The sequence below is a fragment of the Streptomyces sp. NBC_00873 genome (assembly GCF_045207415.1).
Taxonomy (GTDB): domain Bacteria; phylum Actinomycetota; class Actinomycetes; order Streptomycetales; family Streptomycetaceae; genus Streptomyces.
The window spans coordinates 4,479,954-4,504,864 of the sequence record NZ_CP108803.1 but is presented as its reverse complement, the minus strand read 5'-3'; the positions used below and the strand labels follow the sequence as shown (position 1 = coordinate 4,504,864).

General features: G+C 69.9%; 27 protein-coding genes and 5 pseudogenes. 15 read left to right on the top strand and 17 right to left on the bottom strand.

Going from position 1 to position 24,911, the window contains the following annotated elements; translation table 11 throughout:
• Nucleotides 1-210: 210 nt before the first annotated feature.
• Nucleotides 211-912 carry a YcxB family protein gene (locus OH809_RS20695; RefSeq protein WP_406425488.1) on the bottom strand — a complete coding sequence of 234 codons (702 nt, stop codon included), beginning with the start codon at nt 910-912 and terminating at the stop codon, nt 211-213.
• Between OH809_RS20695 and OH809_RS20690 the strand changes: the two genes are divergently transcribed.
• Nucleotides 819-1,061 carry a BBE domain-containing protein gene (locus OH809_RS20690; protein WP_406421023.1) on the top strand — a complete coding sequence of 81 codons (243 nt, stop codon included), beginning with the start codon at nt 819-821 and terminating at the stop codon, nt 1,059-1,061. The genes OH809_RS20695 and OH809_RS20690 overlap by 94 nt on opposite strands.
• A 141-nt stretch (nt 1,062-1,202) precedes the next feature.
• Here the strand turns inward: OH809_RS20690 and OH809_RS20685 are convergent, their stop codons facing one another.
• The 3 genes and pseudogenes from OH809_RS20685 to OH809_RS20675 form a co-directional block, all read right to left on the bottom strand.
• On the bottom strand, nt 1,203-2,294 hold the full coding sequence (locus tag OH809_RS20685; protein WP_406421024.1) for a hypothetical protein: 1,092 nt from the start codon (nt 2,292-2,294) through the stop codon (nt 1,203-1,205).
• A gap of 428 nt (nt 2,295-2,722) precedes the next feature.
• Nucleotides 2,723-2,821 (bottom strand): annotated as a pseudogene (locus OH809_RS20680) (type II toxin-antitoxin system VapB family antitoxin); the annotation flags it as partial.
• Nucleotides 2,822-3,051: 230 nt separating this feature from the next.
• Entirely contained in the window at nt 3,052-3,828 is a 777-nt protein-coding gene (locus OH809_RS20675) for a calcium-binding protein (protein ID WP_406421025.1), read from the bottom strand.
• A gap of 148 nt (nt 3,829-3,976) precedes the next feature.
• Here OH809_RS20675 and OH809_RS20670 point away from each other — a divergent pair, with 148 nt between their 5' ends.
• The gene (locus OH809_RS20670) at nt 3,977-4,450 is read left to right on the top strand and encodes a hypothetical protein (RefSeq protein WP_406421026.1); all 474 of its coding nucleotides are present in this window, start codon (nt 3,977-3,979) and stop codon (nt 4,448-4,450) included.
• A 187-nt stretch (nt 4,451-4,637) separates the two neighbouring features.
• On the opposite strand, the gene OH809_RS20665 is transcribed toward OH809_RS20670, so the two are convergent.
• Nucleotides 4,638-5,315 (bottom strand): sensor histidine kinase, encoded by a 678-nt coding sequence (locus OH809_RS20665; RefSeq protein WP_406421027.1) that lies wholly within the window; start codon nt 5,313-5,315, stop codon nt 4,638-4,640.
• Between the two features lie 529 nt (nt 5,316-5,844).
• Here OH809_RS20665 and OH809_RS20660 point away from each other — a divergent pair.
• Together OH809_RS20660 and OH809_RS20655 are read left to right on the top strand one after the other, a co-directional pair.
• Nucleotides 5,845-6,936 carry a PP2C family protein-serine/threonine phosphatase gene (locus tag OH809_RS20660; protein ID WP_406421028.1) on the top strand — a complete coding sequence of 364 codons (1,092 nt, stop codon included), beginning with the start codon at nt 5,845-5,847 and terminating at the stop codon, nt 6,934-6,936.
• Nucleotides 6,937-7,020: 84 nt separating this feature from the next.
• Nucleotides 7,021-7,189: pseudogene (locus OH809_RS20655) on the top strand (site-specific integrase); the annotation flags it as partial.
• A gap of 36 nt (nt 7,190-7,225) precedes the next feature.
• Here the strand turns inward: OH809_RS20655 and OH809_RS20650 are convergent.
• The 3 genes from OH809_RS20650 to OH809_RS20640 all read right to left on the bottom strand — a co-directional run bounded on the left by OH809_RS20650 (nt 7,226) and on the right by OH809_RS20640 (nt 9,258).
• Nucleotides 7,226-7,651 carry a hypothetical protein gene (locus tag OH809_RS20650; protein WP_406421029.1) on the bottom strand — a complete coding sequence of 142 codons (426 nt, stop codon included), beginning with the start codon at nt 7,649-7,651 and terminating at the stop codon, nt 7,226-7,228.
• Nucleotides 7,648-7,929, bottom strand: coding sequence for a CopG family transcriptional regulator (locus OH809_RS20645; protein ID WP_406421030.1), 282 nt, complete (start codon nt 7,927-7,929; stop codon nt 7,648-7,650). The genes OH809_RS20650 and OH809_RS20645 overlap by 4 nt, the downstream gene beginning before the upstream one ends.
• A 78-nt stretch (nt 7,930-8,007) precedes the next feature.
• Nucleotides 8,008-9,258, bottom strand: a complete 1,251-nt coding sequence (locus OH809_RS20640; protein WP_406421031.1) for a plasmid pRiA4b ORF-3 family protein — start codon at nt 9,256-9,258, stop codon at nt 8,008-8,010.
• 116 nt (nt 9,259-9,374) lie between these two features.
• Here OH809_RS20640 and OH809_RS20635 point away from each other — a divergent pair, with 116 nt between their 5' ends.
• The 5 genes from OH809_RS20635 (at nt 9,375) to OH809_RS20615 (ending at nt 12,827) form a co-directional block, all read left to right on the top strand.
• On the top strand, nt 9,375-10,097 hold the full coding sequence (locus OH809_RS20635) for a hypothetical protein (RefSeq protein WP_406515440.1): 723 nt from the start codon (nt 9,375-9,377) through the stop codon (nt 10,095-10,097).
• Between the two features lie 256 nt (nt 10,098-10,353).
• Entirely contained in the window at nt 10,354-10,479 is a 126-nt protein-coding gene (locus OH809_RS20630) for a hypothetical protein (protein ID WP_406421033.1), read from the top strand.
• Between the two features lie 158 nt (nt 10,480-10,637).
• On the top strand, nt 10,638-11,639 hold the full coding sequence (locus OH809_RS20625) for a DUF2231 domain-containing protein (RefSeq protein WP_406421034.1): 1,002 nt from the start codon (nt 10,638-10,640) through the stop codon (nt 11,637-11,639).
• 508 nt (nt 11,640-12,147) lie between these two features.
• Entirely contained in the window at nt 12,148-12,432 is a 285-nt protein-coding gene (locus tag OH809_RS20620; protein ID WP_030973973.1) for a hypothetical protein, read from the top strand.
• Nucleotides 12,414-12,827 carry a DNA-binding protein gene (locus OH809_RS20615; RefSeq protein ID WP_359109520.1) on the top strand — a complete coding sequence of 138 codons (414 nt, stop codon included), beginning with the start codon at nt 12,414-12,416 and terminating at the stop codon, nt 12,825-12,827. The genes OH809_RS20620 and OH809_RS20615 overlap by 19 nt, the downstream gene beginning before the upstream one ends.
• 131 nt (nt 12,828-12,958) lie before the next feature.
• Here the strand turns inward: OH809_RS20615 and OH809_RS20610 are convergent, their stop codons facing one another.
• From OH809_RS20610 to OH809_RS20600, 3 genes and pseudogenes are all read right to left on the bottom strand, one after another.
• Nucleotides 12,959-13,234 carry an IS1096 element passenger TnpR family protein gene (locus tag OH809_RS20610; protein WP_406421035.1) on the bottom strand — a complete coding sequence of 92 codons (276 nt, stop codon included), beginning with the start codon at nt 13,232-13,234 and terminating at the stop codon, nt 12,959-12,961.
• Between the two features lie 106 nt (nt 13,235-13,340).
• Nucleotides 13,341-13,916, bottom strand: coding sequence for a plasmid pRiA4b ORF-3 family protein (locus OH809_RS20605; protein ID WP_406515439.1), 576 nt, complete (start codon nt 13,914-13,916; stop codon nt 13,341-13,343).
• Between the two features lie 365 nt (nt 13,917-14,281).
• Nucleotides 14,282-14,515 (bottom strand): annotated as a pseudogene (locus tag OH809_RS20600) (protein kinase domain-containing protein); the annotation flags it as partial.
• 559 nt (nt 14,516-15,074) lie between these two features.
• On the opposite strand from OH809_RS20600, the gene OH809_RS20595 reads away from it, so the two are divergent.
• The gene (locus OH809_RS20595) at nt 15,075-15,782 is read left to right on the top strand and encodes a response regulator transcription factor (RefSeq protein ID WP_359109529.1); all 708 of its coding nucleotides are present in this window, start codon (nt 15,075-15,077) and stop codon (nt 15,780-15,782) included.
• On the opposite strand, the gene OH809_RS20590 is transcribed toward OH809_RS20595, so the two are convergent.
• Complete coding sequence (locus OH809_RS20590) at nt 15,768-17,411, bottom strand: sensor histidine kinase (protein WP_406421037.1); 1,644 nt, start codon at nt 17,409-17,411, stop codon at nt 15,768-15,770. The genes OH809_RS20595 and OH809_RS20590 overlap by 15 nt on opposite strands.
• A gap of 354 nt (nt 17,412-17,765) precedes the next feature.
• Between OH809_RS20590 and OH809_RS20585 the strand changes: the two genes are divergently transcribed.
• Entirely contained in the window at nt 17,766-18,131 is a 366-nt protein-coding gene (locus OH809_RS20585) for an SH3 domain-containing protein (RefSeq protein WP_359109527.1), read from the top strand.
• Between the two features lie 210 nt (nt 18,132-18,341).
• Here OH809_RS20585 and OH809_RS20580 read toward each other — a convergent pair whose 3' ends face one another.
• The 4 genes from OH809_RS20580 to OH809_RS20565 form a co-directional block, all read right to left on the bottom strand.
• On the bottom strand, nt 18,342-19,523 hold the full coding sequence (locus OH809_RS20580) for an ABC transporter permease (RefSeq protein WP_359109652.1): 1,182 nt from the start codon (nt 19,521-19,523) through the stop codon (nt 18,342-18,344).
• Between the two features lie 164 nt (nt 19,524-19,687).
• Nucleotides 19,688-20,398: an ABC transporter ATP-binding protein gene (locus OH809_RS20575; protein ID WP_359109526.1), complete on the bottom strand. Its 711-nt coding sequence runs from the start codon at nt 20,396-20,398 to the stop codon at nt 19,688-19,690.
• The gene (locus OH809_RS20570) at nt 20,395-21,681 is read right to left on the bottom strand and encodes a peptidoglycan-binding domain-containing protein (RefSeq protein WP_359109525.1); all 1,287 of its coding nucleotides are present in this window, start codon (nt 21,679-21,681) and stop codon (nt 20,395-20,397) included. Before OH809_RS20570 ends, OH809_RS20575 begins: the two co-directional genes overlap by 4 nt.
• 2 nt (nt 21,682-21,683) lie before the next feature.
• Nucleotides 21,684-22,271: a hypothetical protein gene (locus tag OH809_RS20565; RefSeq protein ID WP_359109523.1), complete on the bottom strand. Its 588-nt coding sequence runs from the start codon at nt 22,269-22,271 to the stop codon at nt 21,684-21,686.
• A 399-nt stretch (nt 22,272-22,670) separates the two neighbouring features.
• On the opposite strand from OH809_RS20565, the gene OH809_RS20560 reads away from it, so the two are divergent.
• Together OH809_RS20560 and OH809_RS20555 are read left to right on the top strand one after the other, a co-directional pair.
• Nucleotides 22,671-23,180, top strand: a complete 510-nt coding sequence (locus tag OH809_RS20560) for a hypothetical protein (protein WP_406421038.1) — start codon at nt 22,671-22,673, stop codon at nt 23,178-23,180.
• 25 nt (nt 23,181-23,205) lie between these two features.
• A pseudogene (locus OH809_RS20555) lies at nt 23,206-23,574 on the top strand (transposase); the annotation flags it as partial.
• Here the strand turns inward: OH809_RS20555 and OH809_RS20550 are convergent.
• Nucleotides 23,571-23,768: a hypothetical protein gene (locus OH809_RS20550; RefSeq protein WP_406515438.1), complete on the bottom strand. Its 198-nt coding sequence runs from the start codon at nt 23,766-23,768 to the stop codon at nt 23,571-23,573. The pseudogene OH809_RS20555 and the gene OH809_RS20550 sit on opposite strands and share 4 nt — an antisense overlap.
• A gap of 6 nt (nt 23,769-23,774) precedes the next feature.
• Between OH809_RS20550 and OH809_RS20545 the strand changes: the two are divergent.
• Nucleotides 23,775-24,119 (top strand): annotated as a pseudogene (locus OH809_RS20545) (putative immunity protein); the annotation flags it as partial.
• Between the two features lie 49 nt (nt 24,120-24,168).
• Nucleotides 24,169-24,711, top strand: coding sequence for a hypothetical protein (locus OH809_RS20540; protein ID WP_406515437.1), 543 nt, complete (start codon nt 24,169-24,171; stop codon nt 24,709-24,711).
• Nucleotides 24,712-24,911: the final 200 nt, after the last annotated feature.

Here is a 24,911-nt window from a genome sequence, read left to right as displayed (position 1 = left end):
TGGATGACCGGGAGTTGAGAGCGCCGCGCAGCACCCGGACGTGACCGCGTACGTGCGGTGACGCGCGCGGCGCGGCTGCTACCGGGCAGCGTATGGCATGACAGTGACAAACAAGGGGGAGTTTTCCGTGCGGAGACGGCGCGGTGGAGAGCCATGCGGCAGCGGACGCCGTCGGATCGACTGTCCCGCGCTGGGCGCCTTTTACGTGTGTCACACGCGACTGGTGTGCTGGTCCAGGATGGCCCGCAGCCGGTCGAGGTCCCCGGCCTCATGCACCCCCCGCTTGGGCATGACACCGAGCCACATGATGTTGGGGTCCCGGCTGAGCAGGACGAAGTGGCCGGCCGTCTCCCGGTACCCCTGGAAGACGGACCACTTCTGGACCAACGTGCTGTGGTCGTTACGGCAGGTGATCCCGGCCGGAGACACGGTGGCGCGGTACTCGCCCTGCCATCCGATGATCCGCTGCACGTGGGCGGCCTGTAGCCGCGGGTACCCCCACACCACCAGGGTGACGAACAGGACCAGAACGGTCGAGACCACGTCGATACTCCCACGGCCCACGGCGGCGAGCAGCCATTGCCCTACCCACAGTGCGAGGAACACGCCCCGCAGCAGCAGCCCGGTCCGCTTGATCCGCTCGCGGACCCGCAGGCCGACCAGTGCGTCGGCAGACTGGGGCCGGTACACCAGCTGGACCGCGGTCTGTTCGTCCACGACGTCGGAGGTCTCCGCGCCGTTGTTGGTGCCTTCGGTGCTGCGGCCCTCGGCCATGATCCCTCCCCGGTACGACGACCCGCGGATCCTACCGAACCTCAGTGCCGGGGCGGACGGCCGCCGTTGGCGGGGCAGGTGGCGGTCGAGTATGCCGCGCAGCAGGTCGGTGTCGTTCTTGTCCTGTCCTGCCGCCACCGACCACGCCGGGCGGGTCCGACCAGGACGACGAGGATCGCGTCCAAGCCGATGACAGACAGAACTACGACCGGCTGACGGCGATGAAGCGGCGCTGCGACCCCGGCAACCTGTTCCGCCTGAACCACAACATCACGCTGGAGGCGTAAAGACATCCTCACCACGACCGCACAACGCAGAAGGCCCCGGCCGGATTCCTGGCCGGGGCCTTCAAGTGCCCGGAGAGTGAACCGCTGACCTCGGATCAGGTTGTGGGCTGTGCCTTCCACGACCATGCCGAGGCGGAGGGATCAGGGCTGGGTAAGTCGCTGGAAGAGCTTACCGATCTGGTCCTTGTCGGCGATCAGTGGCAGCGTGTCGAAGGAGAGCTCCCACTCACCCCCGGGGCCGAACCGCTCGACGATCCCGAAGGGGACGTCAGCCCCCTTCTCGCTGGTTACCGTGCCGTGCCACTCGACATAGGTCGTGGTCCCGCCGAACGCGACCTGGCCCGCCTTCAGCTGGACGTCCGCGTGATCGAAGAACCTCTTGAGGTACGCGGTCTTGCCCGCGTTCGTACTCAGTGGCCGGGACAGCCCCGGGGCGGTCAGCCGGGCGTTCCCCATCCGGCCGGCCAGCGCGGAGACGTCCCCGTTGTTCCATGCCGCCAACCGGGCCGTGATCTCGTCGGCCCGGAACCGCTCGGGTGCACCGCCGGTCCCTCTGCGGGTCGAGGGATTCGCGTCGGCGATCCCCTTGAAGAGTGGCCGCAGTTCGGGGGCGATCGGCTTGACCAGCTCGTAGCGGTCGTAGTAGCGCCGCGCCTGAATCGTCTTGCCGTCGTCGGAGAGCACGTTCCGGGCGATCTGGGGAAAGGTCACCTTGTGTCCCTTGATCGTGACCTCGTTCTGCTGGCCGAACATCATCACCGCGCCGTCGGCCACCACGGAGGTGCCCCGGTACCGCAGGTCGGGGGCGAACTGGAGCGATCTGGTGATCGAGTCGCCGATCGCCGTGTGTCCGCGCTGCGGGTCGCCGCCCGCCTCCCAGAGGGTCGACTCGTCGTCGAAGATGTCCAGGTAGGCCTTGACTCTCGGGTGGTTGAGATCGCCCAGCGCCGGCGGTGTGCCGGTCGGTATCTCACCGAAGGCGATCTGCCGCTTGATGAACGCGCACGCGTTCGGGGTGATCCGGCCCTCCAGCCTTTCGACCTTCTCCTGGACCCCCGCGCATCCGCTCTCCTGCGAGACGGCTGCGGCCGCCGCGGGGGTCGCGGCGGCGGACACGGACGGTCCAGCCGCCACCGCGCCGAAGGACAACCCGGCGGCCATTGTCGCTGCGAGCAGTCCGGTCTGCCCCAGTGTCGTCTTCTTCGTGCGCCGTGCCCGCTGTATTGCCACCATGGCGGTACCCCATTCTTGATCCCTGTTGCCTGCTGCGGCCCGACCCGGCCTGGGTGCGCAGCGCGCCCCGCCCGGGTGAGACCACCGTTCCAGCCGGCGTGCGGAGTATCGATTACCGTGCAGGTAATGCCGGGCCGGGGCAGACCCGGCGGCAGGAACTGTGCGGCGCTCACCCTGCGAGGAGGCCGTCGTTCGCTACGCCGCGGTTCGTGGCCGAGAGCAGCGTGTTTCTGCGCGCCCGCGAGCCCTGTCCCGCGGGTGTTCCAGGGACAGGGCCGGGCGTCAACGTGACGAGAGCGGCCCGGAGGGCTCCCAAGAGTCTCGTTGAGACTGCGAATGTCGAAGGGCCCACCGCAAGCGGTGGGGCCCTTCGACGTATTGCCCGGTGAGAGCAATGGCGCTGGTGTCGATCAGGAACTGTGCCGCGTTCACCGCCGGTAGGTCCTCTTGTCCTCGAACAGCTCCAGGTCGAAGGCACCCTGATCGGCGGCGGCCCGGAGCCGGGTGAGGGCCAGGGCGCGGCGCCGGATTACGTCGGCATGACGTTGTGGATGCGGGAGAGCGTGAAGACGCGCTCGTCGCCTCGTAGGTGGCACCAGGCTTCGAGGTAGGGCGGGTCGAGTTCGAGGCGGCTGAGGGAGCGTACCGTGCGTCGAAGGGCTGAATCCTGTCGCTGCGTATCGGAAACACATGGGCCGCGGCGGAAACTGAGACGGCCCGGCACGAGGCCGGACCGACTCCACCCGGCCATCGAGTGCTATTGCACGTCCACGTAGTCGCCTGTCGCCGAAACGGCCGGGGTGGTCGAGGTGCCGGCGAAGTTCCAGCGCCAGTAGCCGTCCACGGACGCGGTGGTCGTGGTCTTCAGGTCACCCGTGCTGGAGGTGTTCACCGTCTTGATGGTGGTGTAGGTGCTGGTGCCCGCCTTGCGGAACTGGAGCTTGACCGGCTGCGCGGTGTAGCCCGCGTAGACGTCGGTATCCCAGTTCGCCCGGGTGAGCTTGCCGGTGATCGTGAGGGTCTTGTCCTTGGCTATCGGTTCCGGACCGGCGTTGACGGTCAGCTTGGAAAACCGCTGGAGGCGGGTGGTCGCGTAGGCGTCCCGCTGGGTCCAGCTGTCGTCGTTGGCCCATACGTCGACTCCAACCTTCCAGGTTCCGGCGTCGGCGTTGGTGAGCCACCAGCCCGGTTCGAAGGTGAAGGTCTTCGAGCAGGTGGAGGTGGTCGCGCTGGAGGCCACGCAGTCCGCGGGGGTGGTGTCCTCATCCGGCGTGATGTAGCCGCCAGGGTTGTTGGGATCCGTTCCGCGCCACAGGTGGAAGTCCGCGTCCCAGATGCCCGACGGATCGGTGGCGGTCACCGAAACCGTGACCGTCTTGTCGGCGAGGCCGACAGCGATGCTCTTGCCGCCGTTGACGGAGACGTTGGTGATCTGGATGTCGCCGACGGTCTCGTCCGCGTACGCGGCAGGGCCGATGAATCCGCCGAGCGCGGAGGCGGAGGCGAGCACAGCTAAGATTGCGCGCTTGCGCATGAATCTCCCCACAGTGAAGAAGACGCACCCGCCGGATACATGACACGGCGGGTGGATGAGGGGCCAACTGTAAGCAGTCGAACGTCTCTTCACAACGGCAGGTTGATCATTCCGAATCCGTCAGAGGCACGGCGGCGGGTCCGGGCCCGTGACGCCGGGCGGCACCGCGATGGCGGCGTGGACGGAGATCCGCGACGAAAGCTCGTACGCGGTCGCCCGCCGCCTCAAGCTCGACGGAACGCTCGGCGCACCCATCACTCTCGGCTCGGGCTCGGCCGAAAAGCCGGCCATCGGCGTAGACCGCAACGGCCAGTTCGTCGTCGCCTGGGTGCGCGGCTCCGAGGCCGTGGCCCGGCGGATCAAGCCGGACTCCGTCTCCGCGACGAAGGTCCTCACCTCGTCGATCGCGTCGTACGGCGGTTTCGGCATGGTGCGTGTCGGCGTCGACCGGGACGGCGACGCGGTCATCAGCTACCACTCCGGCGGTGGTGCCCGCCCGCAGGTCTGGGCCTCGCGCTGGAGCCGCACCGGCACGCTGGCGGCCCCCTGCGCATCTCGGCCTCCACGGACAACGTGGGCTTCCACCAGGCCCTCGCGACCGACCTCGACGGCGACTCGATGATCGTGTGGACCCGCTACAACAGCAGCGGCAAGCTTGAGTTGCTCGGCCGTCGGCTGTCAGCGGGCGGTACCCGCGGCACCGTCACCACCCTCGGTCTCGGCGACCGGCCCGACCTCGCCCTCGCCGACGACGGCGACGGCATGCTGGTCTTCCACACCGTCGTCCCCACGTCAACGATCCCGTACAGCTACACGAAGAGCAGCGCCCGCCTGGTCAGCCGTTCCGGCACCTTCGGCACCACGAGAACGCTCACGTCGGACGGCCGGGTACCGCAGGTCGAAGCCTCCCGAGCTCCCGGTTCACGGTGATCTGGCAGCGGGCCACCCACCCGGGCACGATCAAGTCCATCACCGGTCCCTGACCGGCGTCGGGGCGGGCCCGGGACGGACGTTGTGCAGGACACGCGGCGCGAAGCCATGAGCCACACGGATCGGCTGCTCAGGAGGGTGCGCGGTGGGCCGTCGCCCTGGCGCTCGGCCAGTCCGGGCAGACCGTGGCCGGAGGTCGGGAAGGCCCCCGGGCCCGTCCGTGCCCCGGTCCGGTTGACCACCGTGAGATCCAGTCCGTCCGGCCCGGCCGCCACCTTGATTTCGATCGGGCCGCCCGCCCCGTGGCGCAGCGCGTTCGTCAGCCCCTCCTGGAGGATCCGGTACGCCGCCCGGGAGAGCGTCCCCTGCACCTGCGCCAGCTCGCCCGACAGCTCCGGTTCCACCACCGCCCCCGCGTGCCGCAGGCGGTCCAGCAGCTCGGGGAGGTCGGCCAGGGTCCGGGTCGGCGCCGTCCCCGACTGTTCCTCGCGCAGCACTCCGAGTACGTAGTCCAGGTCCTCCAGCGCGGCCCGCGTCGACTCCTCGATGCTGCGCATGGCGGCCCGCGCCGCCGCCGGGTCGGCCCAGCAGCCGTGGCGCCGCCTCGGCGTGTGCCGTCGACCAGAGCCAGCGGCGGCGACCAGGCCGAGTCACAGCCGGCTCGGGCACCGGCAGCCCAGCGATTGGCGTCGGGGCCGGAGCCCTTACGCGACAACGGTGCATTGCCCGCCAGGCCCGCGAAGTCTGAACGCCAGGGACGTCTGGGCCGCGGGTGGAGGAGCGCCGCTTCGATCCGCCGTCGTCCGGCGACGTTGATGTCAGCGGCTGATGTCGGACTGTCCGGCTGCACGCCAGGGGCAATGCCACGCCGCGCCACGGTACGGCGCCTCTCGTATCGGCCACGCTTCGCCTACGCCAGCCTGATCAGGATGCGTGGTGGCTGCTGTCATCGGTCTCCTGCGGTCGCGGGGCGATCCGTAGCGGTGCAGTGTGGAAGGCGTGGGCTCCAGGCAGGGACGTGTGGGTTTCGGGCAGCCGTGGCAGCCGAGCCACCTGCTGCTACTGATCCCTGTTGTGCTCATCGTTGTGATCACTGCCACGGACATCGTGAGTGGGCCACACATCGTTCTCGGCCCCCTGCTGGTGGTCGCGCCCACGCTCACCGCGTGGTTCGCGGGCCCCTGGACGACGGGCGGCATCGGGGTCCTGGCCATGGCGGGCGAGGTGGTCAGCGGCTGGCGCACCGGATGGCTGACTTCGCGGAACGTGGTGGTGGAGGTGATCGCTATCGCGGTGATCACCTCGTTGATCGTGTTCCTGTGTGCAGTGCGCGACCGGCGCGCACGCCAGATGGCCCAGGTGCGGTCGGTCGCCGAGGCCGCCCAGAACGTGCTGATGTGGCCGTTGCCGAGTCGGCTCGGCCCGCTGCACCTCGCCTGTCTCTATCTGGCTTCCGAGGAGGAGGCCGATGTCGGCGGCGACCTGTATGCCGCCACCCGCACCGACAACACGGTCTGCGTGATGATCGGCGACGTACGGGGCAAGGGCCTGCCCGCCCTCGGTGAGGCCGCCCTCCTGCTTGGCGCCTTCCGCGAAGCCGCTCACCAGCACGCCTCCCTGCCGCAACTCGCCGCCGCGCTCGAGCGGAGCATGACCCGCTACCTCGCCGACTTCGAACCCGAGACAGAGGCAGGCGAACGCTTCGTCACCGCCCTTCTGCTTGAGATCCCCGACAACGAACCCATCGCCCGCATGACCAGCTGCGGCCACCCGGCACCCCTGCTCCTCGGCCCAGACAACACCGTCACCATCCCCCACCTCCACCCCGCACCCCCACTCGGCGTCGGCGTCACGGACCCCGACAACCACGCCGTCGACACCCTGCCTTTCGCTCCCCAAGACACGCTGCTCCTGTACACCGACGGTGTGGCCGAGGCCCGTGACCCAAACGGCGTCTTCTACCCGTACGCGGAACGTGCGGCCCAGTGGGCCGACCACCCTCCCGAGGCCCTGCTCCACCGCATCGAGCGCGACCTGCTAGCCCACACCGGCGGACACCTCGGCGACGACGTCGCCCTCCTCGCCATCCGCCGGGCCCCCGTCCCGCACCCGGACCACCACCTTCAGCGCGTCCAGCGCGACACGCCGGCGTCAGCGGGCCGCAGCTGTGGGACATAGCCGCCGAGGGCCTCGGCAAGGTCTACTTCTGTGACCGCGGCCGTCGCGCGCATGGTCTGCTGGCGGATCGCGGCCGGTGCGGACTGGGAGGGCAAGGGGTACGTCTTCGCCTCGCCGATCGGCGGGCCGTTGAGCCCCCACCGACTTTCACGTCTGGAAGCGGCTTCTCCGGGACGCGGGTGTACGAGACGGCCGCCTCCATGACGCTTGCCACACCGCTGCGACCGTCCTCCTGATCCTCGGAGTCCCGGAGGGTGGATGAGACCAAAACTGAGACCGGAGTGCCGGGTCACACCTTCTTGACGACGATCGACTCCGGAACCAGCCTCTCCAGGTCGTCCACGTCCGAGGTGAAGACGGTGACCTGCCCCTTCTGCTCTCGCGCGATGACGGCGAGCACCGCGTCCATCGCGTACTTGTGGCCGAGCAACTTGGCACCGGCCAGGAGGCGGCGGGCCCGGCGGGCCTCGTCCTTTCCGATGTCGGTGACCTTGAGCCGGGAGATCACCCAGTCCCAGCGCTGCTCGGTGGTTCTGCCGTCGTACGCCTCGACCAACGTCATCGGAGACGTCACCACCTCGGCCTCACCCCGGGCCGCGAGGTCGAGCCAGGCGATCATCTTCCGGTCGCCGCGCACGGCCAGGGACAAGGCTTCGCAGTCGAGTACGAAGACGCGCTGTGGCCGCTGCCTGTGCTCGGCGGCCCGCTTCTTCAAGCGGCCTCTCCGGCGCTGTGCTTTCCAGTGGCGCGGCGGCGCTCGTGCTCGGCGTCGAGATCCTCCAACTCCTCGAACGCTGCCGTGCGTTCCTTCTCGGTGAGGGCGCCGTGTTCCTCCTGCAGCCAGTCCGCCATTTCCCGCAGCCGGTCCCGGTCGCGCTTGAAGCGCAGCGCCTCAGCGACGTACGCCGACAGGCCCCGTTCCGCCGCCTCTGCGCGGATCTCGTCAAGGAGATCCGCGGGGATCGTCACCGTTACCTTCTTGGTCGTCGCCATACAAGAGACCATACTCCTGGTATTGACTCCCTTACCAGGGCGTGCCGCGAACGGTGGCGTGGCCGGACGGCTCGTCTTTCATGGTGCCGTGAGACGCAGCAGCCGCGCGTTGGCCTCGCCCGGCGCGAAACGGTCAGGGGCGAATTCCGTGGCGGACCGAAGTCCGAGCCACACCAGCATGGCGTGGTGTTCCTCATGTGCCGAGTCGGCGAGGATCACTTTGAGATCGCTGTAGCCGGGGGCGCCGCCGCAGTCCTCGGGCGGGCACGCCCCGGCACCGTCCACGCAGTGCGGATAGTGCAGCCCGACAGGCTCTGAGGCTGTCTGGACCTGTTCCACGGTGATGACATGCTCCCAGGAGTCTCCGAAGTCGTACGTGTACACGAAGTGGGCGCCCGGTTTGAGCAGGGCGGTCAGTGTGGCGGTGCGCTCGTCGCGGAATCCGAGTTCACCGCCGGAACGGCCGTACTGGACTCCGTCGATGGTGAACGCGTGCATGTGGCAGTTCTGCCGGCCCATCGCGGTCTGGATCACGGAGTGAAGCCGGTCCAGGCGGATCGCGGCGGGCACCAGCAGCTGCCGCCAAACCGGGGGGTCGTCCACGTCGGCGAGCTCGACGAGGATCCGCAACACCGCGTCGCCGGGCTCGGGCTCGCCGCGCATCCGGGCCGTCTCGGTACGGCCGTCCGCCGTCAGTTCGGCGGTGTCCTCGGTGAGGAGGACAGTGCCCAAGGAGGCCATGGCCTTCAGGACACGTTGGACGTCGTGGTCGCCCGCAGCACGCAGATGCTGGAGGCGGTCGGGAGACAGGTCGTCGAGCACGTACAGCGGGCTGACCGCCTGCCACACCACCTCGTACAGGTTGCTGAGCGGCACCGGGGCCCTGGCCGTGTACAGGCAGTGCAGCAGCACATGCAGACCACGGTCGTACTCGTGTGAGAAGAGTGACTCCAGCCAGCCGGATACAGTCACGGCCGGCCCGATGCGCGGCAGCGCGGCGAACAGGGTGCCACGCAGTTCGTCGGGGCGGTCCAACAGCTTGGCGTTCTTCTTCACCAGCAGCAGGCGCCCGCCCGCGACTCGCAGCAGCCGCGCAGCCTTGGCCCACTCGACCAGCAGCGTGAGGTGGTACAACTCCTCGCTGGACTTCGTCTTGAACGTACGCTCCCCGATCACCGGGTCCATCCGGTCGCCGGTGCCCAGAACCTCCAGAAGCGCCCGTGCGTCGGCGAGCGTCACACGGCCGGTCGGCGTCAGCCTGCGGCCCGCGCCGACCCAGCCGACCAGCGCTCGCACCTGCTCGACGGTCCTGCCCCCTGCCTCACCCACGCTGAACCACCCATTCCCGTCCGCGTCCTGCTTCTCTCCCGAGTTCAGGATGGCAGCACCGCAGGCACAGCCCATGCTGTGCATCGTGGTGACACGCGAGGTGGCAGACTGTGACGGTGACCAAGCACGATGAGGAACTGCTGACCCGGGTCCGGGAGATGAGGGAGCGCGGCAGCGCGCCGAAGCAGATCGCGAGGGCACTGGGGCTGCGTCCGGCCCAGGCCACCGCGCTGGTGCGGCGGGTCGCCGAGGCGGCACAGGCGCACACCGCACCGGATGAGCGGCCGGTGGTGGGCTGCTGGGTCAACGCGGGCTGGAGCGCGGGACTGGACATGGCCCGAGCCCCGGACTGGGCGGCGGCCGACCGACTCGCCCGCGACCCGGATTCGGAAACGGGCGGTTTCGCCCAGGTGCTGCTGGCCCGCCAGGAACGTGCCAGCAAGGTGACCGTCACCGGGTTCCTGGTGGACGTGTACTGCCTGGGGGTGAAGAACGTCACCGGCCCTGAGGTGATGGGGTCCGGCTCCCTGGCCGGTTACGTACCGACGTACTACTCGGCCTTCGACCACCCGCCGCTGTCGATCGGTGTGGAACAGGCCCAGGCGATCGTGCATGACGCGGTCGCTCACGCCCGCAGCCTCGGCTTTGAGCCGGCAGCCGACTTCGCTGGCGCCGCCGTGCACCTTGGCGCTCCGCCCGGCGACCGGCCGACCATCGGCTTCGGTAAGGACGGCAAGCCGTTCTACTTCTCCGGTCCCTACGACGACCCGCGCAAGGTGGTCCGGACCCTGGAACGCACCTGCGGCACCGGCAACTACCACTATGTCGCTCATCTGTAGGAGCGGGGCGAAGCGGAACGAGTCATGGGGGTAAGGGCAGTGGCACAGGGGCACACCGACGCACCGCGGGTCCGGTGCACCGAGCACGAGGCACAGGCCAATCTGCTTGCAGTGTTGCGCCTGTGCGCGGCAGGGGAAGCTGCGATGCAGTGAGAAGACCCGCCGCCCCGGTACCGCCACCGTCGCTGCGGTCGGCCACGTCCTGGACGGAGGCGACTTCTGCCAACACGAGGCCATCGCTGCCTTCGCCTGGCCGATGCTGCTTCAGGCAGGCGGCCTCGCCGAGCTCACCGGCGGACGGCTGACGCCGACCGCGCGCGGGCGGGCCGCACTGACCCAGCCGCCGCACCTGACCCTCGCCGGCTCTGGCAGCGCTGGCTGAACAACAGCCTCCTGGATGAGTTCTCCCGCGTAGAGGAGATCAAGGGCCAGCGCGCGGCGAACGTCCTGACCGCCGTCAAACCGCGCCGCAAGCTCATCGGCCAGGCGCTGGCCGGCCTCATACCCGGGTGAACATCCGTCGACGGTCTGTTCACGGATGTGCGTGCGGCCGGTCTCGACCCCGCCGTCCACCGTAGCGAGCGCGCCCTGTGGAAGCTGTATCTGCAGGATCCCCAGTACGGCAGCCTCGGCTACGACGGCCACCACGGCTGGTCCCTTCTCCAGGGCCGGTACTGCCTGGCGGTGCTCTTCGAGTACGCCGCCACGCTCGGCCTCGCCGATGTGGAGTACGTCCCGGCGCCGGGCGCCCGCGACGACTACCAGCACAACTGGGGCGGCGACTACCTCGACCGGCTCAGTCGCTACGGCGGCCTGTCCGCGCTCCGCCTCAACCCCCTCGGTGCCTATGCGGTTGCAAGACTCGAATCCACTGCTTTCCGGAAGGGCGCGGGTTCAGAAGAACCTGAGAGATTCCTGTGCCAGGCTGACGCACCCGACCGGCCGGCACGCGGAGACGAGCCCGAGCCGACTCCTCATGGTCGCTTTCTGGAGGAACACCCGATGAGCCTCACCGTTGTCAACGGTCTGCCCGCACACGTCCTGATCGTGCACTTCGTCGTCGTGCTCGTTCCCCTGAGCGCACTGGCGGTGGTGGTCGGCGCGATATGGCCGAGTGCCGCCCGGCGCATGGGGATTGTGCTGCCGGTGCTGGCCCTGCTGACGCTGGCGAGCGTGCCCCTGGCCACGGATGCCGGCGAGTGGCTGGAGGAGCACGTCGACAGCAACGCCCTGGTACGCAGGCACGCCGAACTCGGCGACGGGTTGCTCCCCTGGGCCGCGGGCCTGTTCGTGCTGGCGACGGCGGTCTGGTGGACGACCCGCAGGTCGGCTGCGGCACAGGCCGCTCCCGGGGAGCAGCGAACTCGGTCGGCCTCGTCCCGGTCCGCGCTGGTCGTCCGCGTGGCGGCGGCGGTGCTGTCCGTCGGGGTTGCCGCGGGCGCCGTCGTGGACGTGTACCGGATCGGCGACTCGGGGGCGAAGGTCGCCTGGCAGGACGGGTTCTCCAAGACCGCGACGAGTGACCGGGGTCACAACGACTGACGCGATCGGCTCACCGTTGGAGCGGACACGCGGGCATCGGAAGCCGTGCAGCCACGCAAAACTCCGCTCCCCCGCCGGCGGCGGGCGGGGATCGAGTCGGTCACGGTCGGTCCACTCCCCCGCGTTCCGCCCGAGGCTCTGCCGACCTGTGGCTGGAACGGGAGTTCCCGACCGTCCAGTTCGAACGCCACGCACGTCGAAGGGCCCCGCTGCAAGCAGCGGGGCCCTTCGACGTGTTGCCCGGTGAGAGCAATGGCGGAGGATACGAGATTCGAACTCGTGAGGGGTTGCCCCCAACACGCTTTCCAAATGTTCGTTTAGGGGTTCGGGGAGGGAAAGGGGCGTCCTGACCTGGGGCGGAGTTGACTGTTCAGCGGCGTCCGGACGCGGCTGAATGTAGGCGAATGAGACCAGAACTGAGACCACGAGGTGCCGGATGGGTGGCTCGCGTCGTTCGGCGGATGCTGCGCCCAGGCAAGATTCCTACTTGTTTGATAATGTCGGTTCCATGAGCGAGATTCCTTACAGCGTCGGCGAAGGACCGGCCACCAGGGTCAGTCTCTCCCTCCCCGAGGGGACGGCGGAGGCGATTCGCCGACGGGTCGGCAAGCGTGAGTTCTCCGCGTTCATCACCGAAGCGGTGGAGCGCGAGCTGCGCGGTCAGATCTTGGATGAGTACCTGGCCGACTACGAACGCCGTCAGGGGCCGATCTCCGAGCACGAGCAGGAGCGGGCACGCCGGGTCTTCGACGAGGTGTTCGCCGAGGAGGGGCAGTGGCCCGCCGCAAGCTGAGCCACGAAGGCGCCCTCGTTCTCGACTGCGAGGGCCTGTCGAAGTTCGTCAGTGATCACGAGCCCGTCGTCGCCCTCATCGCCGAAGCCCGCAAGCGGGGCATGGAGGTGGTCATCAGCGCACTCACCATCATCGAAGCGGTGCATCGCCGGACAGACAAGGCGCGGCTCGCCTGGGTCCTGTCCGGCGTGCGAATCGTGCACATCGGCGACGAGGAGGCCAAGGCCGCCTCAGCCATGCTGATCAACGCTGGGCTGCATGGTCACAAATACGCCATCGACGCTGCCGTGGCCGAGACGGCGCTGCGTCAGCGCCGCCCGGTCGTCATGCTCACCTCAGACATTGACGACATGACGAAGCTCTGCGGCGACAGAGTGCGCCTCGTCGCCGTGTAGCCGGCGCCCAGGACCCGAACGCCGGGGACGGAAGGGCGGCCCGTATGTCCTTGTCCGAGCGCGGCGGGGCCGGTGGATCAGTCGGCAGCACCCAGGGCCGTGAACGGCTGCGTGGCCGGACGGCTCGTCTTTCATGGTGCCGTGAGGTGCAGCAGCCGCGTGTTGGCCTCGTCCGGCGCGAAACGGTCAGGGGCGAATTCCGTGGCGGACCGAAGTCCGAGCCACACCAGCATGGCGTGGTGTTCCTCATGTGCCGGGTCGGCGAGGATCACTTTGAGATCGCTGTAGCCGGGGGCGCCGCCGCAGTCCTCGGGCGGGCACGCCCCGGCACCGTCCACGCAGTGCGGATAGTGCAGCCCGGCTGAGAGCCTGTCGGGTGACCTTCGATCGGAGAGCGGACGCGGCATGGTGCGTGCGATTCCAAGGCGCCGGGATGGCCTTGTAGCGGAGCTACCAGGGCATTTCGGCAACGCCGGAAGCGTGCGTGCCAGGGCGTGGCCGCCCGATCAGAGGTCACCCGACAGGCTCTGAGGCTGTCTGGACCTGTTCCACGGTGATGACATGCTCCCAGGAGTCTCCGAAGTCGTACGTGTACACGAAGTGGGCGCCCGGTTTGAGCAGGGCGGCCAGTGTGGCGGTGCGCTTGTCGCGGAATCCGAGTTCACCGCCGGAACGGCCGTACTGGACTCCGTCGATGGTGAACGCGTGCATGTGGCAGTTCTGCCGGCCCATCGCGGCCTGGATCACGGAGTGAAGCCGGTCCAGGCGGATCGCGGCGGGCACCAGCAGCTGCCGCCAAACCGGGGGGTCGTCCACGTCAGCGAGCTCGACGAGGATCCGCAACACCGCGTCGCCGGGCTCGGGCTCGCCGCGCATCCGGGCTGTCCCGGTGCATCCGTCCGCCGTCAACTCGGCGGTTTCCTCCGTGAGATGGACAGCGTCCAGGGAGGCGAGGGCCTTCAGGACCCGTCGGACGTCGTGGTCGTTGGCGGTGCGCAGATGCCCCAGACGGTCGGGAGACAGGTCGTCGAGCACGTACAGCGGGCTGACCGCCTGCCACACCACCTCGTACAGGTCACTGAGTGGCACCGGGGCAGTGCTCGCGTACAGCCGCTGCAAGCGAAGCCGGGTGCGCCGACGGTGTGCTGACCACGCGCGGACGGGCCGCGCTGACCCGGCCACCGCACCTGACCATTCCTCAGCTGTGGCAACGCCGGCTGAACAACAGCCTCCTGGACGATTTCTCCCGCGTCGAGGAGATCAAGGGCCAGCGCTCGGCGAACGTCCTGACCGCCGCCAAACCGCGCCGCAAGCTCGTTCCCAGTGCGTCGGCGGATTGCCCTCTCACCGTATGGGCCCCTGGACCGCGCGCATGTCGGCGTGTGCGCACGCTGCTCCGGGGAGGCGTAGGCGACCGTCATGCCGCCCGACGGCACCAACACGCTGACCCCCGGCGCCGTTTCGAGGCCCGCCGGGGCCACGGCGGCCTTGGACCGGGCGAGGCCGAAGTCGGTGATCTTCGCGGCGCCCGCGCCGTCGAGCAGCACGTTGGCCGGCTTCACGTCCTGGTGCACCAGATCTCTGCGATGGGCGTGCTCAAGCCCGCGGGCCGCTTGGACCGCCGTTTCGAGTACGCGGGCGAGGACCTGCCGAGCGTCCCGGCATAGAGCTGGCCCTCGCCGATCCACTCGGCGAGGCTGCCGCCCTCGACGTACTCGGCGAACACGCGGGGGACACCATCGATCACCCGCACGTAGTGGCAGGCGCAGACGTTCGGATGCAGCCCGAGGGGCACCCGCGCCTCGGCTTCCCTGACGAACAACTCCTGATCGCCGGGGCGGCGGAACAGCTCGGGCCGCGAGCTCTTCACCGCCATGTCGATGCCCCAGGCGAGATGCCGGACCCGATGCACGATGCCCATCCCGCCCCGGCCGAGCTCACCGATCACCCGATACCGACCGTCGACGGTCCCGCCGGACGCCCAAGCGGCTGACGTAGGTGCGTTCACTGCGATTCCCCCCTGCTGGTGACGACCGGCGCCGGGGTCGGCTCGTGACGGCATTGCCGTGGACGTCCCTTCCGCCGCCGAGGCGTTCACGGTCACCGGGGCTGTAGAAGTCGCCGCGCACAGCCGCCAGTTGACGTCTCCGGCCCCACGCCGGATGCGGAACTCGCCTGCGGGCCCGGATCCTCGTCCATTCCTGTATTACGGTACTGGAGTGTGCGGGCCTTGCTGGGGGAGAGTTGTTGAACGCTCGAATTCTGGTCGCGGAAGATGACGAAAAGCAGTCTCGACTGATCCGGATCTATCTGGAGCGCGAAAGCCACGCGGTGCAGGTCGTGGCCGACGGCCGTGCGGCGCTGGAACGGGCCCGTTCGGTGCAGCCGGATCTTATCGTTCTCGATGTGATGCTGCCCCTGGTCGACGGACTGGATGTGTGCCGCATCCTACGTACCGAATCGGATGTTCCGATTCTGCTGCTCACCGCGCGCTCGACCGAGGAGGACATGCTTCTCGGCCTCGACCTCGGCGCCGATGACTACCTCACCAAGCCGTACAGTCCGCGCGAACTGACCGCACGGGTACGGGCGTTGCTGCGCAGGTCCAAGAGGGGCGGCAGCGCGGTGGAGCCCGCCGTGCTGCGGGTGGGCGAGGTGGAGCTGGACATGGCACGCTTCGAAGTCCGGGTGGCGGGGCGGCCGGTGGCACTGACCGCGAAGGAGTTCGCCGTCCTGGAGACGCTGGCCCGTGAACCGGGCCGGGTCTTCACCCGGGCGCAGATCATCGAGCGCGTCTTCGGTTTCGACCGGGATGTCCTGGAGCGGACCGTCGACGCGCACGTGATGAACCTTCGACGGAAGCTGGAGACGGACCCGAGGCGGCCCCGCCATCTGGAGACGGTTTACGGGCGGGGCTACCGCCTCGCGGACGGTGGCGGCTCAGCCTCCTCCTGACCTGCCGCCATGGCCCGAAGCCGCGGGCAGGGTGATCGTGAACGTCGTACCCAGCCCGACCGTGCTGTGCACGTCGATCCCCCCGTCGTGGTCGGTGACGATCTGACGCGCGATGGACAGCCCCAGCCCGCTGCCGCCGGTCGCCCGCCCCCGTGACGGATCCGCCCGCCAGAAGCGGTCGAAGAGATGCGGCAGGTCCTGTGCCGATATCCCTTTGCCGGTGTCCCGGACTTCTACGACGGCCTGCTCGCCGCGCCGGATCAGAGCCAGGGTCACCGTGCCACCGGGCCCCGTGGCGTGCAGCGCGTTTCCGATGAGGTTGCCGACGACCTGGCGCAGCCGGTCCGGGTCGGCGGTCACGTACACCTGGCACGGCGCCTCCAGCTCCACCGCGACGCCCGCCGTCTCGGCCTGGGCACGATGGGCGGTGCGGCCGGCGTCGAGCAGCTCGCGCAGGTCGACCTCGCGGCGGTGGTACGTGAGCGCCCCGGCCTCGGCCAGGGCCAGGTCCTGCAGGTCGTCCACGATCCGTTGTTGGAGCAGCGCCTCCTCGTGGAGGGAGTCGAGCAGGTCGGGCGTCGGTTCGACGATCCCGTCCCGCAGGGCTTCCAGATAGCCGCGCAGGTTGGCCAGCGGGGTGCGCAGCTCGTGCGCGACGTCCCCGGTGAGGCGGCGCTGGCGCTCCTCGCCGGCCTGGATGGAGTCGGCCATGCGGTTGAAGGCGCGGCCGAGCTGTGCGATCTCGTCCCGCCCGGAGACGGGGACGCGTCGCCCCAGATCGCCCTCACCGAGCCCCTTGGCGGCGTGCGTCATGGCCCGGACCGGGCGAAGGACCGCCCGGCTCAGGAGCAACGCGCCGAGGACGGTTGCGAGGGCGACTCCGATCGCGACGGCGACGGTGGGTGCGGCGGCGAGGCTGGGCGGGGACTCGTTCCGGTAGCCGAGGTGGATTTCCAGGCGGGGCGGGGCGACGGAGGCGGTCCGCTCGTTGAAGACCCGCTGGAGGCAGGGGGTGAGGGGCTGTGCGGAGTCGCAGGCGCGGAGCGCGTCGAGATCCTGCGGGGTGTGCGGGTCGGCCCCGCGGGGCGGCTCTGTGCAGTGCGCGGGCCGGCCATCCGTGCTGATCCGGGGAATGCCCAGGTCGTCCTGCCGGGCGGTCACCTCGGCGCCCACCCGGGTCAGGCAGGCAGCGTACGCGGCCGAGGAGCGGTAGTTGGCGATCGCGGTGGCCGCCAGCTTGACCGAGAGCCGGGGTGTCTGCCCGTCGGGGAACCGCAGGACGGGCCGCGCGTCGACCAGTACCGGGGGCCGGCTGCTTAGTGGGCGGGGCCCGCGGCCCGCGAGGGCGTCGGAGTCGGCGAGCGGGGCGCCGGTCTCGGTCACGACCCGGATGCGCTGCCCGGTGGCCTTGGCGAGTTCGCCCACCGTCGGTGCGAGCCCGTCCCAGGTGCCGTGCGCGAATCCGTAGGTGCGGAGTTCACCGGTGATCAGGGAGACCTCCCGCTGTCCGGCGCTGACGGTCTCCTGGACCTGACGGTTCGCCTGACGCAGGGTGAGCCAGGCGGTGGAGGCGGTGGCGGTCAGGGCGACCAGCATGAGCAGGCCCAGGACCCGCAGCCGGAAGCTCATCGCGTTCCCCTTGTCCTGGCTGTCGGGACGCGTGCGCTCAACGGGGCTCCTTCGGTCGGGTTTCCCCAAGTGCGGGATGACGGGATATTTCGGCGTGCGGCTGGGGCCTGCTCGGCAAGAGCGCCGATTCGGCCGGTACGCCGCAGGAATGGCCGATTCCGCCCTGAAGTCAATTTCGGTCCCCAATGGAAGGAAAGTGGCCAGTTGGCTGCGGAATGCTTACTTCAGCACTGTCGGCCTGTGAGGGTACTTACACCTCTCGCATCCCGATGGATGCGGTGGCAGCACCGTTCGCTCCGGTGCCTCCCGGTACTGGGGTCGCACTACTAACGAAACGACACATGGGGGTACAACTTGAAGCGTCGACTCGCAGCGATCATCCCTGCCGTCGCCGTGGCTGCCCTGGCCGTCCCGATGGTCACCGCCACCTCGGCCTCCGCGAACGCGTCCTGCGGTACCACGGTCAGCGACAAGGACGGTTCGGCCTGGGGCGTCTACGCCAACGATGCCAACGAGCGCAGCGGCTCCAGCACCGGCTGCGGGATCAACGGCCTCGCCGACAGCAACGACAGGCTCGACTACCACTGCTACACCGTGGGCAGCGACGGCCACACCTGGACGTACCTGCGCGACGAGAACGGCACTAGCGCCGATGTATACGGCTGGGTCCGTGACGACCTGCTGAGCAACGGCGGCAGCTACGTCTACTGCGGCTTCTAGCAGCACCGGGGAACTGCCGGCCGAGCCGGAGCAACAGCACACCAGGGGCGGTCTCGTGCGAGGCCGCCCCTGCCTCGTGCGGCACCGGAACGGACACGGGCCCGCCGCCGTTCCGCCCACACCCGCGGTGGTGGCCCCGCCCATCCCGCTCACCTCTCTCCCCACCCGCCGCGGCCGGGCCTGTGGCCGGCGTTCCCGTGGCCGTACGGCTCAGGAGCTGGACAGCGCCTCCGTCGGCGACAGCTTGCTGGCCCGCACCGCCGGATACAGTCCGGCGGCCATGCCGATGAGCAGGGTCGATCCGATGCCGGCCGCGCTCGCCCAGGCCGGGACGACCGTCGGCCAGCCGCGGCCGACGGCGTACCCCGCCGTGATCAGGGTTCCGAGCACCGTACCGCCGAGCCCACCGATGAGGGACAGCAGCAGCGACTCCGTCACGAACTGCGTGCGGATCTGACCCCGGGTCGCCCCCAGGGCCCGGCGCAGACCGATCTCCGGCCGGCGCTCCAGGACCGAGATGACCATCGTGTTGCCCACACCGACCCCGCCGACCAGCAGAGCCACTGCGCCGAGGCCCAGCAGCAGGCCGGTGAGCGCCGACTCGGTGGCTTCGCGGGCCGCGAGGGCGTCGGAGGGCCGCGAGACCCGGACCTCGCTCGGCTTCTCGGGGTATGCCGTGGTCGGCAGCACCGCCCGTACCGCCGCGACCTCACTGTCCTCGGTGCGGACGTAGACCATGGAGGGGTGGCCGTCGAAGCGGAGGTATGTCCGGGCCGCCGACCAGCCGACCAGTGCCGCGCTGTCGAGTTCCGGCGCGAGCGGTACGGGATCGAGGACGCCGATCAGCGAGAACCAGCGGCCGCCGATCAGGACCCGGGTTCCGGAGGTGTACACGTCGAGCCGCTGGGCGGCCGTGGCACCGAGCACGACAGCCGGGTACTTCTCCGTCGCCGCGTCCAGCCAGCGGCCCTCGCGGACCTTGCCGCCGACGGCCGGGAGCAGGTCCCGGTCGGCCGCGAGGACGTCGAGGGAGCCGGTGCGGCCGATGGCGATGTGGTCGTTGCGGTAGATGTGCGCGCCGGTCGCGCCGGTGGCGGCGACCTGCTGCGCGGGCGGGATCCGGCGGATCATCGGCACGGCCTCGTAGGGGAGTCTGGCTTTCTCGCCGGCCAGGCTCTGGCCCGGTGCGACCCGCAGGAGGTTGGTGCCGAGCGCGTCGAGGCGGCGGTTCACCTCGGCCTGCCCGGAGCCGGAGATGCCGACCACCGCGATCATGGCGGCGACGCCGATGGCGATGCCGAGCGCGGAGAGAAAGACCCGCAGGGGCCGGGTCCGCAGTCCGGTGCCGCCGAGGCGTACGACGTCGGCGGGCCCGAGGCGTGCGGCGCGCAGCCGTGACCGTGACCGCTCCGGGACCGGAGCCCCGGCGTCCGAGGACTCGGGGCCCGGGGAACGGAACGGCGGGGTCTCCGGGGCCGGACCCCGGGCGTCCAGGGAGCCAGCCGCTGTGGGACGGGAGTCCGGGGTCTGCCAGGAGGAGTTCGTCGTACGGTCCTTCACCGGGGTGCCCCGATCGTCGTGCTGCGGGCCGTGTCGGCGACCAGGCGTCCGTCGCGCATCTCGATACGGCGGGGGAGTTCGGCCGCGATCTCGCGGTCGTGGGTGATGATCACGACCGTGGTGCCGACCGCGTGCAACTCGCGTAGCAGGGTCAGTACGGCGGCACCCGACGCGGAGTCGAGGTTGCCGGTCGGCTCGTCCGCCAGCAGGACGGACGGTTCGCCGACCACCGCGCGAGCGACCGCGACCCGCTGCCGCTCGCCTCCGGAAAGCTGCTGCGGCAGGTGGTGGACACGGTGGCTGAGCCCGACCCGGGCCAGCGCGGCGGCCGCCCTGGCCCGGCGGCGGCGCATCGGGACGCCCGCGTAGAGCAGCCCGTCTGCCACCGCGTCCAGCACGGGCACGCCGACCGCCAGGTGGAACTGCTGGAAGACGAAACCGATCCGCGTGGCCCGCAGCGCGGACACCTCCCGGTCGGACAGCTTCGCCACGTCGTGGCCGTCGACCAGCACCCGCCCCGAGGAGGGGCGGTCGAGGCTGCCCATCAGGTTCAGCATGCTGGACTTTCCTGAGCCCGACGGGCCGACGACGGCGACGAGTTCCCCGCGTCCGATCCGCAGACTCACGTCGCGGACCGCGGCAACGCCGCCCGGATACGTCTTGCAGACCGCGTCGAACTCCAGAACCGCCGGGGACACACCGCTCACGCGATCCTCACCTTCATGCCCTCGCGGATCGCTGTGCCGCTCACTTCCACGTTGCCGTCCGCGAACAGCCCCGTCTTCACGGCGAGGAACCGGCCGTCCTCGGTTTCCAGGCCGTACCCGCCCTCGGCGAGGGCGACCAGCGCGGAGACCGGAACGCTCAGTACGTCCTTGGCCTCGCGTCCCACGTACTCGACCGTCACAGGGCCGCTCTCCAGCCGCCCCAGGGCCTTCTGGTCCTGGACGGTGATGGTCACGGGGATCGTCGCGTCGGCCTCTCCCGATCCGCCCTCGCTGCCACCCCCCTCGGGCGTGCTCGCCTGCTTCCCCACCGACGCCACCTTGGCCTGCACGGACTTGCCATTGGGCAGCTTGACCCGGACGTTCGTGCCGCGCACCGCCCAGGCGGCGTCCGCGGCCGAGGCGCTCACGACGACCTTCCGCGACGTACCGGTGTAGGCCAGGGTGTTCTCGCCGGCCGCGGAGCCCAGGCGTGCCCCCGCATGGCCGATCCGCACCTTGCCGGAGGAAGAGATGACGTCCCCGACGCCGACAGTCCCGGACTGGGGCAGCCCGAGCGACTTCTGCCAGCGCTTGACCGCTTGGGCGGTGGCGGCGGTGAACCTCTCGTCCACGGTGAAGCCGGTGTAGCCCAGAGCCGCCAGGTTGGACTCGAACTGCATGACGTCCATGCCTCTGAGCTCACGCGGGGCCTGAGTCGAGCCGGTGTCCCCGCCGGTTCCGGCGCCCCCCGGCGCCGGTGACCCGGAGGGGCTCGGGGACGTGCCGTCCGCGTTCTTCTGCTGCTGGTCGACGGAGCCCTTCTGCTGCTGGGCGTCCGAGCCCTGGTCACCCTCCTGGGCGGTCAGGCCGAGGTCCCGGTACATCGGCAGCGTCCCGTACATGAGCACGACCGGCCGGTCGTCGACGCGCAGCAGCGTGCCGCCGCGCTCGACCGTCGCGCCCTGCTCGGGCAGCCAGGTCACGGTACCCGTCGCCTTGACCGGCAGCGGGACCTCCGTTCCGTAGCTCAACTTGCCATCCACCGCGGTCCGTTCGGCCAGTGTGGTCCGGGTCACCGGGACGACGGAACCGGAGCGGGGCGGCGCGCTCGGGCCCTTGTCCTGGCCGCCGCCGAGCCCCAGTGCGCCGACCACGGCGACCGCCGCCACGCCGACCACGGCCGAGGCGATCAGCGCCGTACGCCGGCGGTGCCGGCGGCGCGGCGGAGGCGGCAGGGGGGCCGTCGCGTGCGCGTCATCGATGTGCGTCACCGTCTCGGCCATGATCAGCCCTTGCCGGCCGGCGGGTTGGTCGGTTCACCGATGATCGGGGCGCAGACGCGGGTGGCTCGCCGGGCGCCGGCCGAGCTCTGATCCCATCCGGGTTCACCGGAGTTGTCGTCGCGGCTCCCGTTCGGATCCGGGTCCGGGAAATCGGGGGCGCCGTTCTTCTGCATGCAGGCGGCATAGTCCCGCTGCTTCTTCATCTGCGCGGGAGTGAGTTTGGGCTCGCTGGGCTCCAGGTCCTGGGGGACCGTAGCGTTGAACTTGGCACACTTCTTGCTCGCGTTCATGAACTTCGGGTCCTTCTTCAGGGCCAGGCCCTGGCCGGACATGTCGACCTGTCCCTTGGAGTCCGGGTCGGGGAGGTCGACCCCGTTCGTCCGCATGCACGCGACCCACTTGCGCTGGCTCTCGACGTACGCCGCCACATCGTTCCCGCCACCCTGACCGCCCGTCTTACCAGCCGATGCGGCCGAGCCGCCACCACCGGCCGTCGGGAGCTTCGAACCGCCGTCGTCGCTCCCGCAGCCGGTCAGCGCGAAGACCATGACCGACGCCGCCGAGGCCAGCAGTACCCAGTTCGTCCTCATCGCTTTCCCCGCTCCTCCTGTCGGGCCCGGCCGCAGACACGGCGGGCAGGCCGACCGTAAGCCGGAGATGATGAAGAACCTTTGAAGAACCTGTCAGCCGATCATGCGCACTGCAGCTCTTCCGGATCCCCGGGCGCCGCCGCGTTCGGGACCAGAACTGAGACCAGGCGCCGGTCATACCCGCGACCGTCGGTACCGCTCGCTCCGGTACCGACTGCCATGCCGGCTTGCTCACACCTGGCCGTAGAGGCTTGTCAGGTCGACGAGTTGAATGCTCGGTGAGGTCTCAGAAGCTGTTGTTTCCGGACTTGAGGACGACGTTTTCGCTGGTCAGACATAAGGGTGGTGATTCCGTGGGAGTCGTGGCCTGTCGTGTTGTCGCTCCCCCGGAGATCGCGGATGCCGTCGGTTGTTGGACTGCTGGAACAGCACGAGCTCGCCGCTCGCCGTCGGGTCGACGGGCTGCGTGAGGAGGCCGACCGCATCCAGGCCGAGCTGGCCGTGGCTGAGCAGGAATGGCAGGAGTGGGCGATCGCTCGCAGGCGGGTCGATACGGTGCTGGCTCCGGATGGCGGCGGCACCGCCGACACGGAGGACGCCCCGGGTCCGCGGGATGCGGCGAAGCCGAAGTCACAGGTGCCGGTGTGGCGTGAAGGCCTTTCCTGGTCGGTGCTTTCGGTGGACTACCAGCGCATCCTGCAGAACCTCGCGGACCGTCTCCGGCTCGGGCAAGGTCCGCTGACTTGCCAGGAGATGGCGGCCATGTTCGGCATGGAGGTGGTGCCGGCACGGGTGGAGGCCCTGCGATCAAAGGCGAAACGCCTGGTCGCGCGCGGCTGGCTGGCCGAGCCGGCGCCGGGCCGGTTCACGCTCGCGCAGGGCGTGGCCGGGCCAGACGGCGCGTCATGAGCAGGATCGTCGACCAGTAGACCATCGACTCATGAAACAGACGCTCGGCTGGACCGCCCCGAAGGTCCGTCACGCGGACACCGCCGACCTGTGGACCTGGCTCATCATCGCTGCCCACACCCAGCTCCGCCTGGCCCGACCCCTCGCCGAGGACCTCCGCCGGCCCTGGGAACGACCGACCGGGCCCCGCCGACTCACGCCCGCCCGGGTGCGGCGGGGGTTTCGCAACGTCCGCGCGGCCGCGGCCGGTCCGGCGGCCGCACCGAAACCATCCCGGTCGGGACCCGGCAGGCCTGCAGGCTCGAAGAACAAACACCAGGCCAGGCGCCACGGCGTCGGCAAGACGGTCAAACGCGCCGAGTCGATCAAGGAACACCAAGCCCGCCCACGTTAAACGCCAAGCTCAGCGGCGGCGTATGCCTTGTCGTTGAAGCCTGCTCCGCTGAAGCACAGCAAGCGAGTGCGGCTGGTGTCGTAGCGGCCGGCCAGGTCGGCGACGGTGTCCAGCAGCGGCTGGAACCGCGTGGTCTCTCCGGTCTTCTCGCCGACGTCGAGCTGGGCCAGGACCAGGCCGCTGGCGTGATCCACGGCGGCGAGCATGCCCGGGCCTGGGTGCGTGGTGAGGTCAAGATGATGCAGGCTCGCGCGGCGGGCGGCCATGCGATGGGGGCAGCCAGAGACCTGCGTGGGGCGGCACGGCATGCCGCGTACGCCGCCGGCCAGGCCGGGGCCGTCGCCCACGTCGCCGCGCATGAGCTCGGCGCGGTCGCCTACGCGATCAAGGCCGCACGTGCAGCGGCACCGGAAGGCGAGAGTGAGACCGCGGGACGACTCGAGTGCCGGTGGCAGCGCGATCAGCTCCCGGAGGCGATCCGTGAGCTCGTACTTGATGACCAGAGGCTGCGCAACGACATCTGCTGGTCGGTGTTCGACTGCTGAGTCGGATCCTGCTGCGCCTGCCGTGGGGGTCCGTCTATGATCCGTCGCCGTGCGGATACGCCGCCGGGTCGTGAAGGGTGCGGGGATGTCGGAGCTGGAGCGGACCACAGCTCGCCGGAGCGAGCTGGACGCGCTCGCCGAGGAGCTGGGCAAGCGGCTTCAGGAAGTCCAGGCGGAGCGGGAGGAGTTGGTGATCGCCGAGCGGGTTCTGCACCGGCTGGCCGAGCAGGACCGGGTCGAGGCGGAGGCCGCCGTGCTGGAAGCCCCGGTGAAGGTACAGGTGGCGGGGCGTGTGGTGCTGCTGGTCCCGCACTGTGGAGACAGCCCGGACGAGAAGGCGCTGCCTGGTGACTACCGCCGGATCCTTCAGATCGTTCGGGCCGCCGATGGTCCGGTCCAGGTCAGGGCGGTGGGCGAGGAGCTGGGACTTCAGGTGGCGGTGCGCGGGAAACTGGAGCCGCTGCGGGCGAAGTTGACCAAGCTCGCGGACCGCGGCTGGCTGCAGCGTCCGCCACTGCCTCGTCAGCGAGGGTGGCGGTCACTGTGGCGCGATTCACGCCGACTGGTTTGTGCCCGCGCTGTGCGTGCCTGAGAAGAAGCCGGTCTACATCGAAGACCTGGTCTTGCAGAGCGCTACGGGGGAGAGCGTCCCGGTCTACGTGCCCAGCCGCGGCAACGGCCGGGCCGGTCGGCACATGTGGGTGTCGGCGGACGACCGCACGCTGTGGGAGGAGATTGTCGGTGAACGGACGCCTCTTCCCCCAGCCGCGGCCGAAGAGGACGACGACGTGA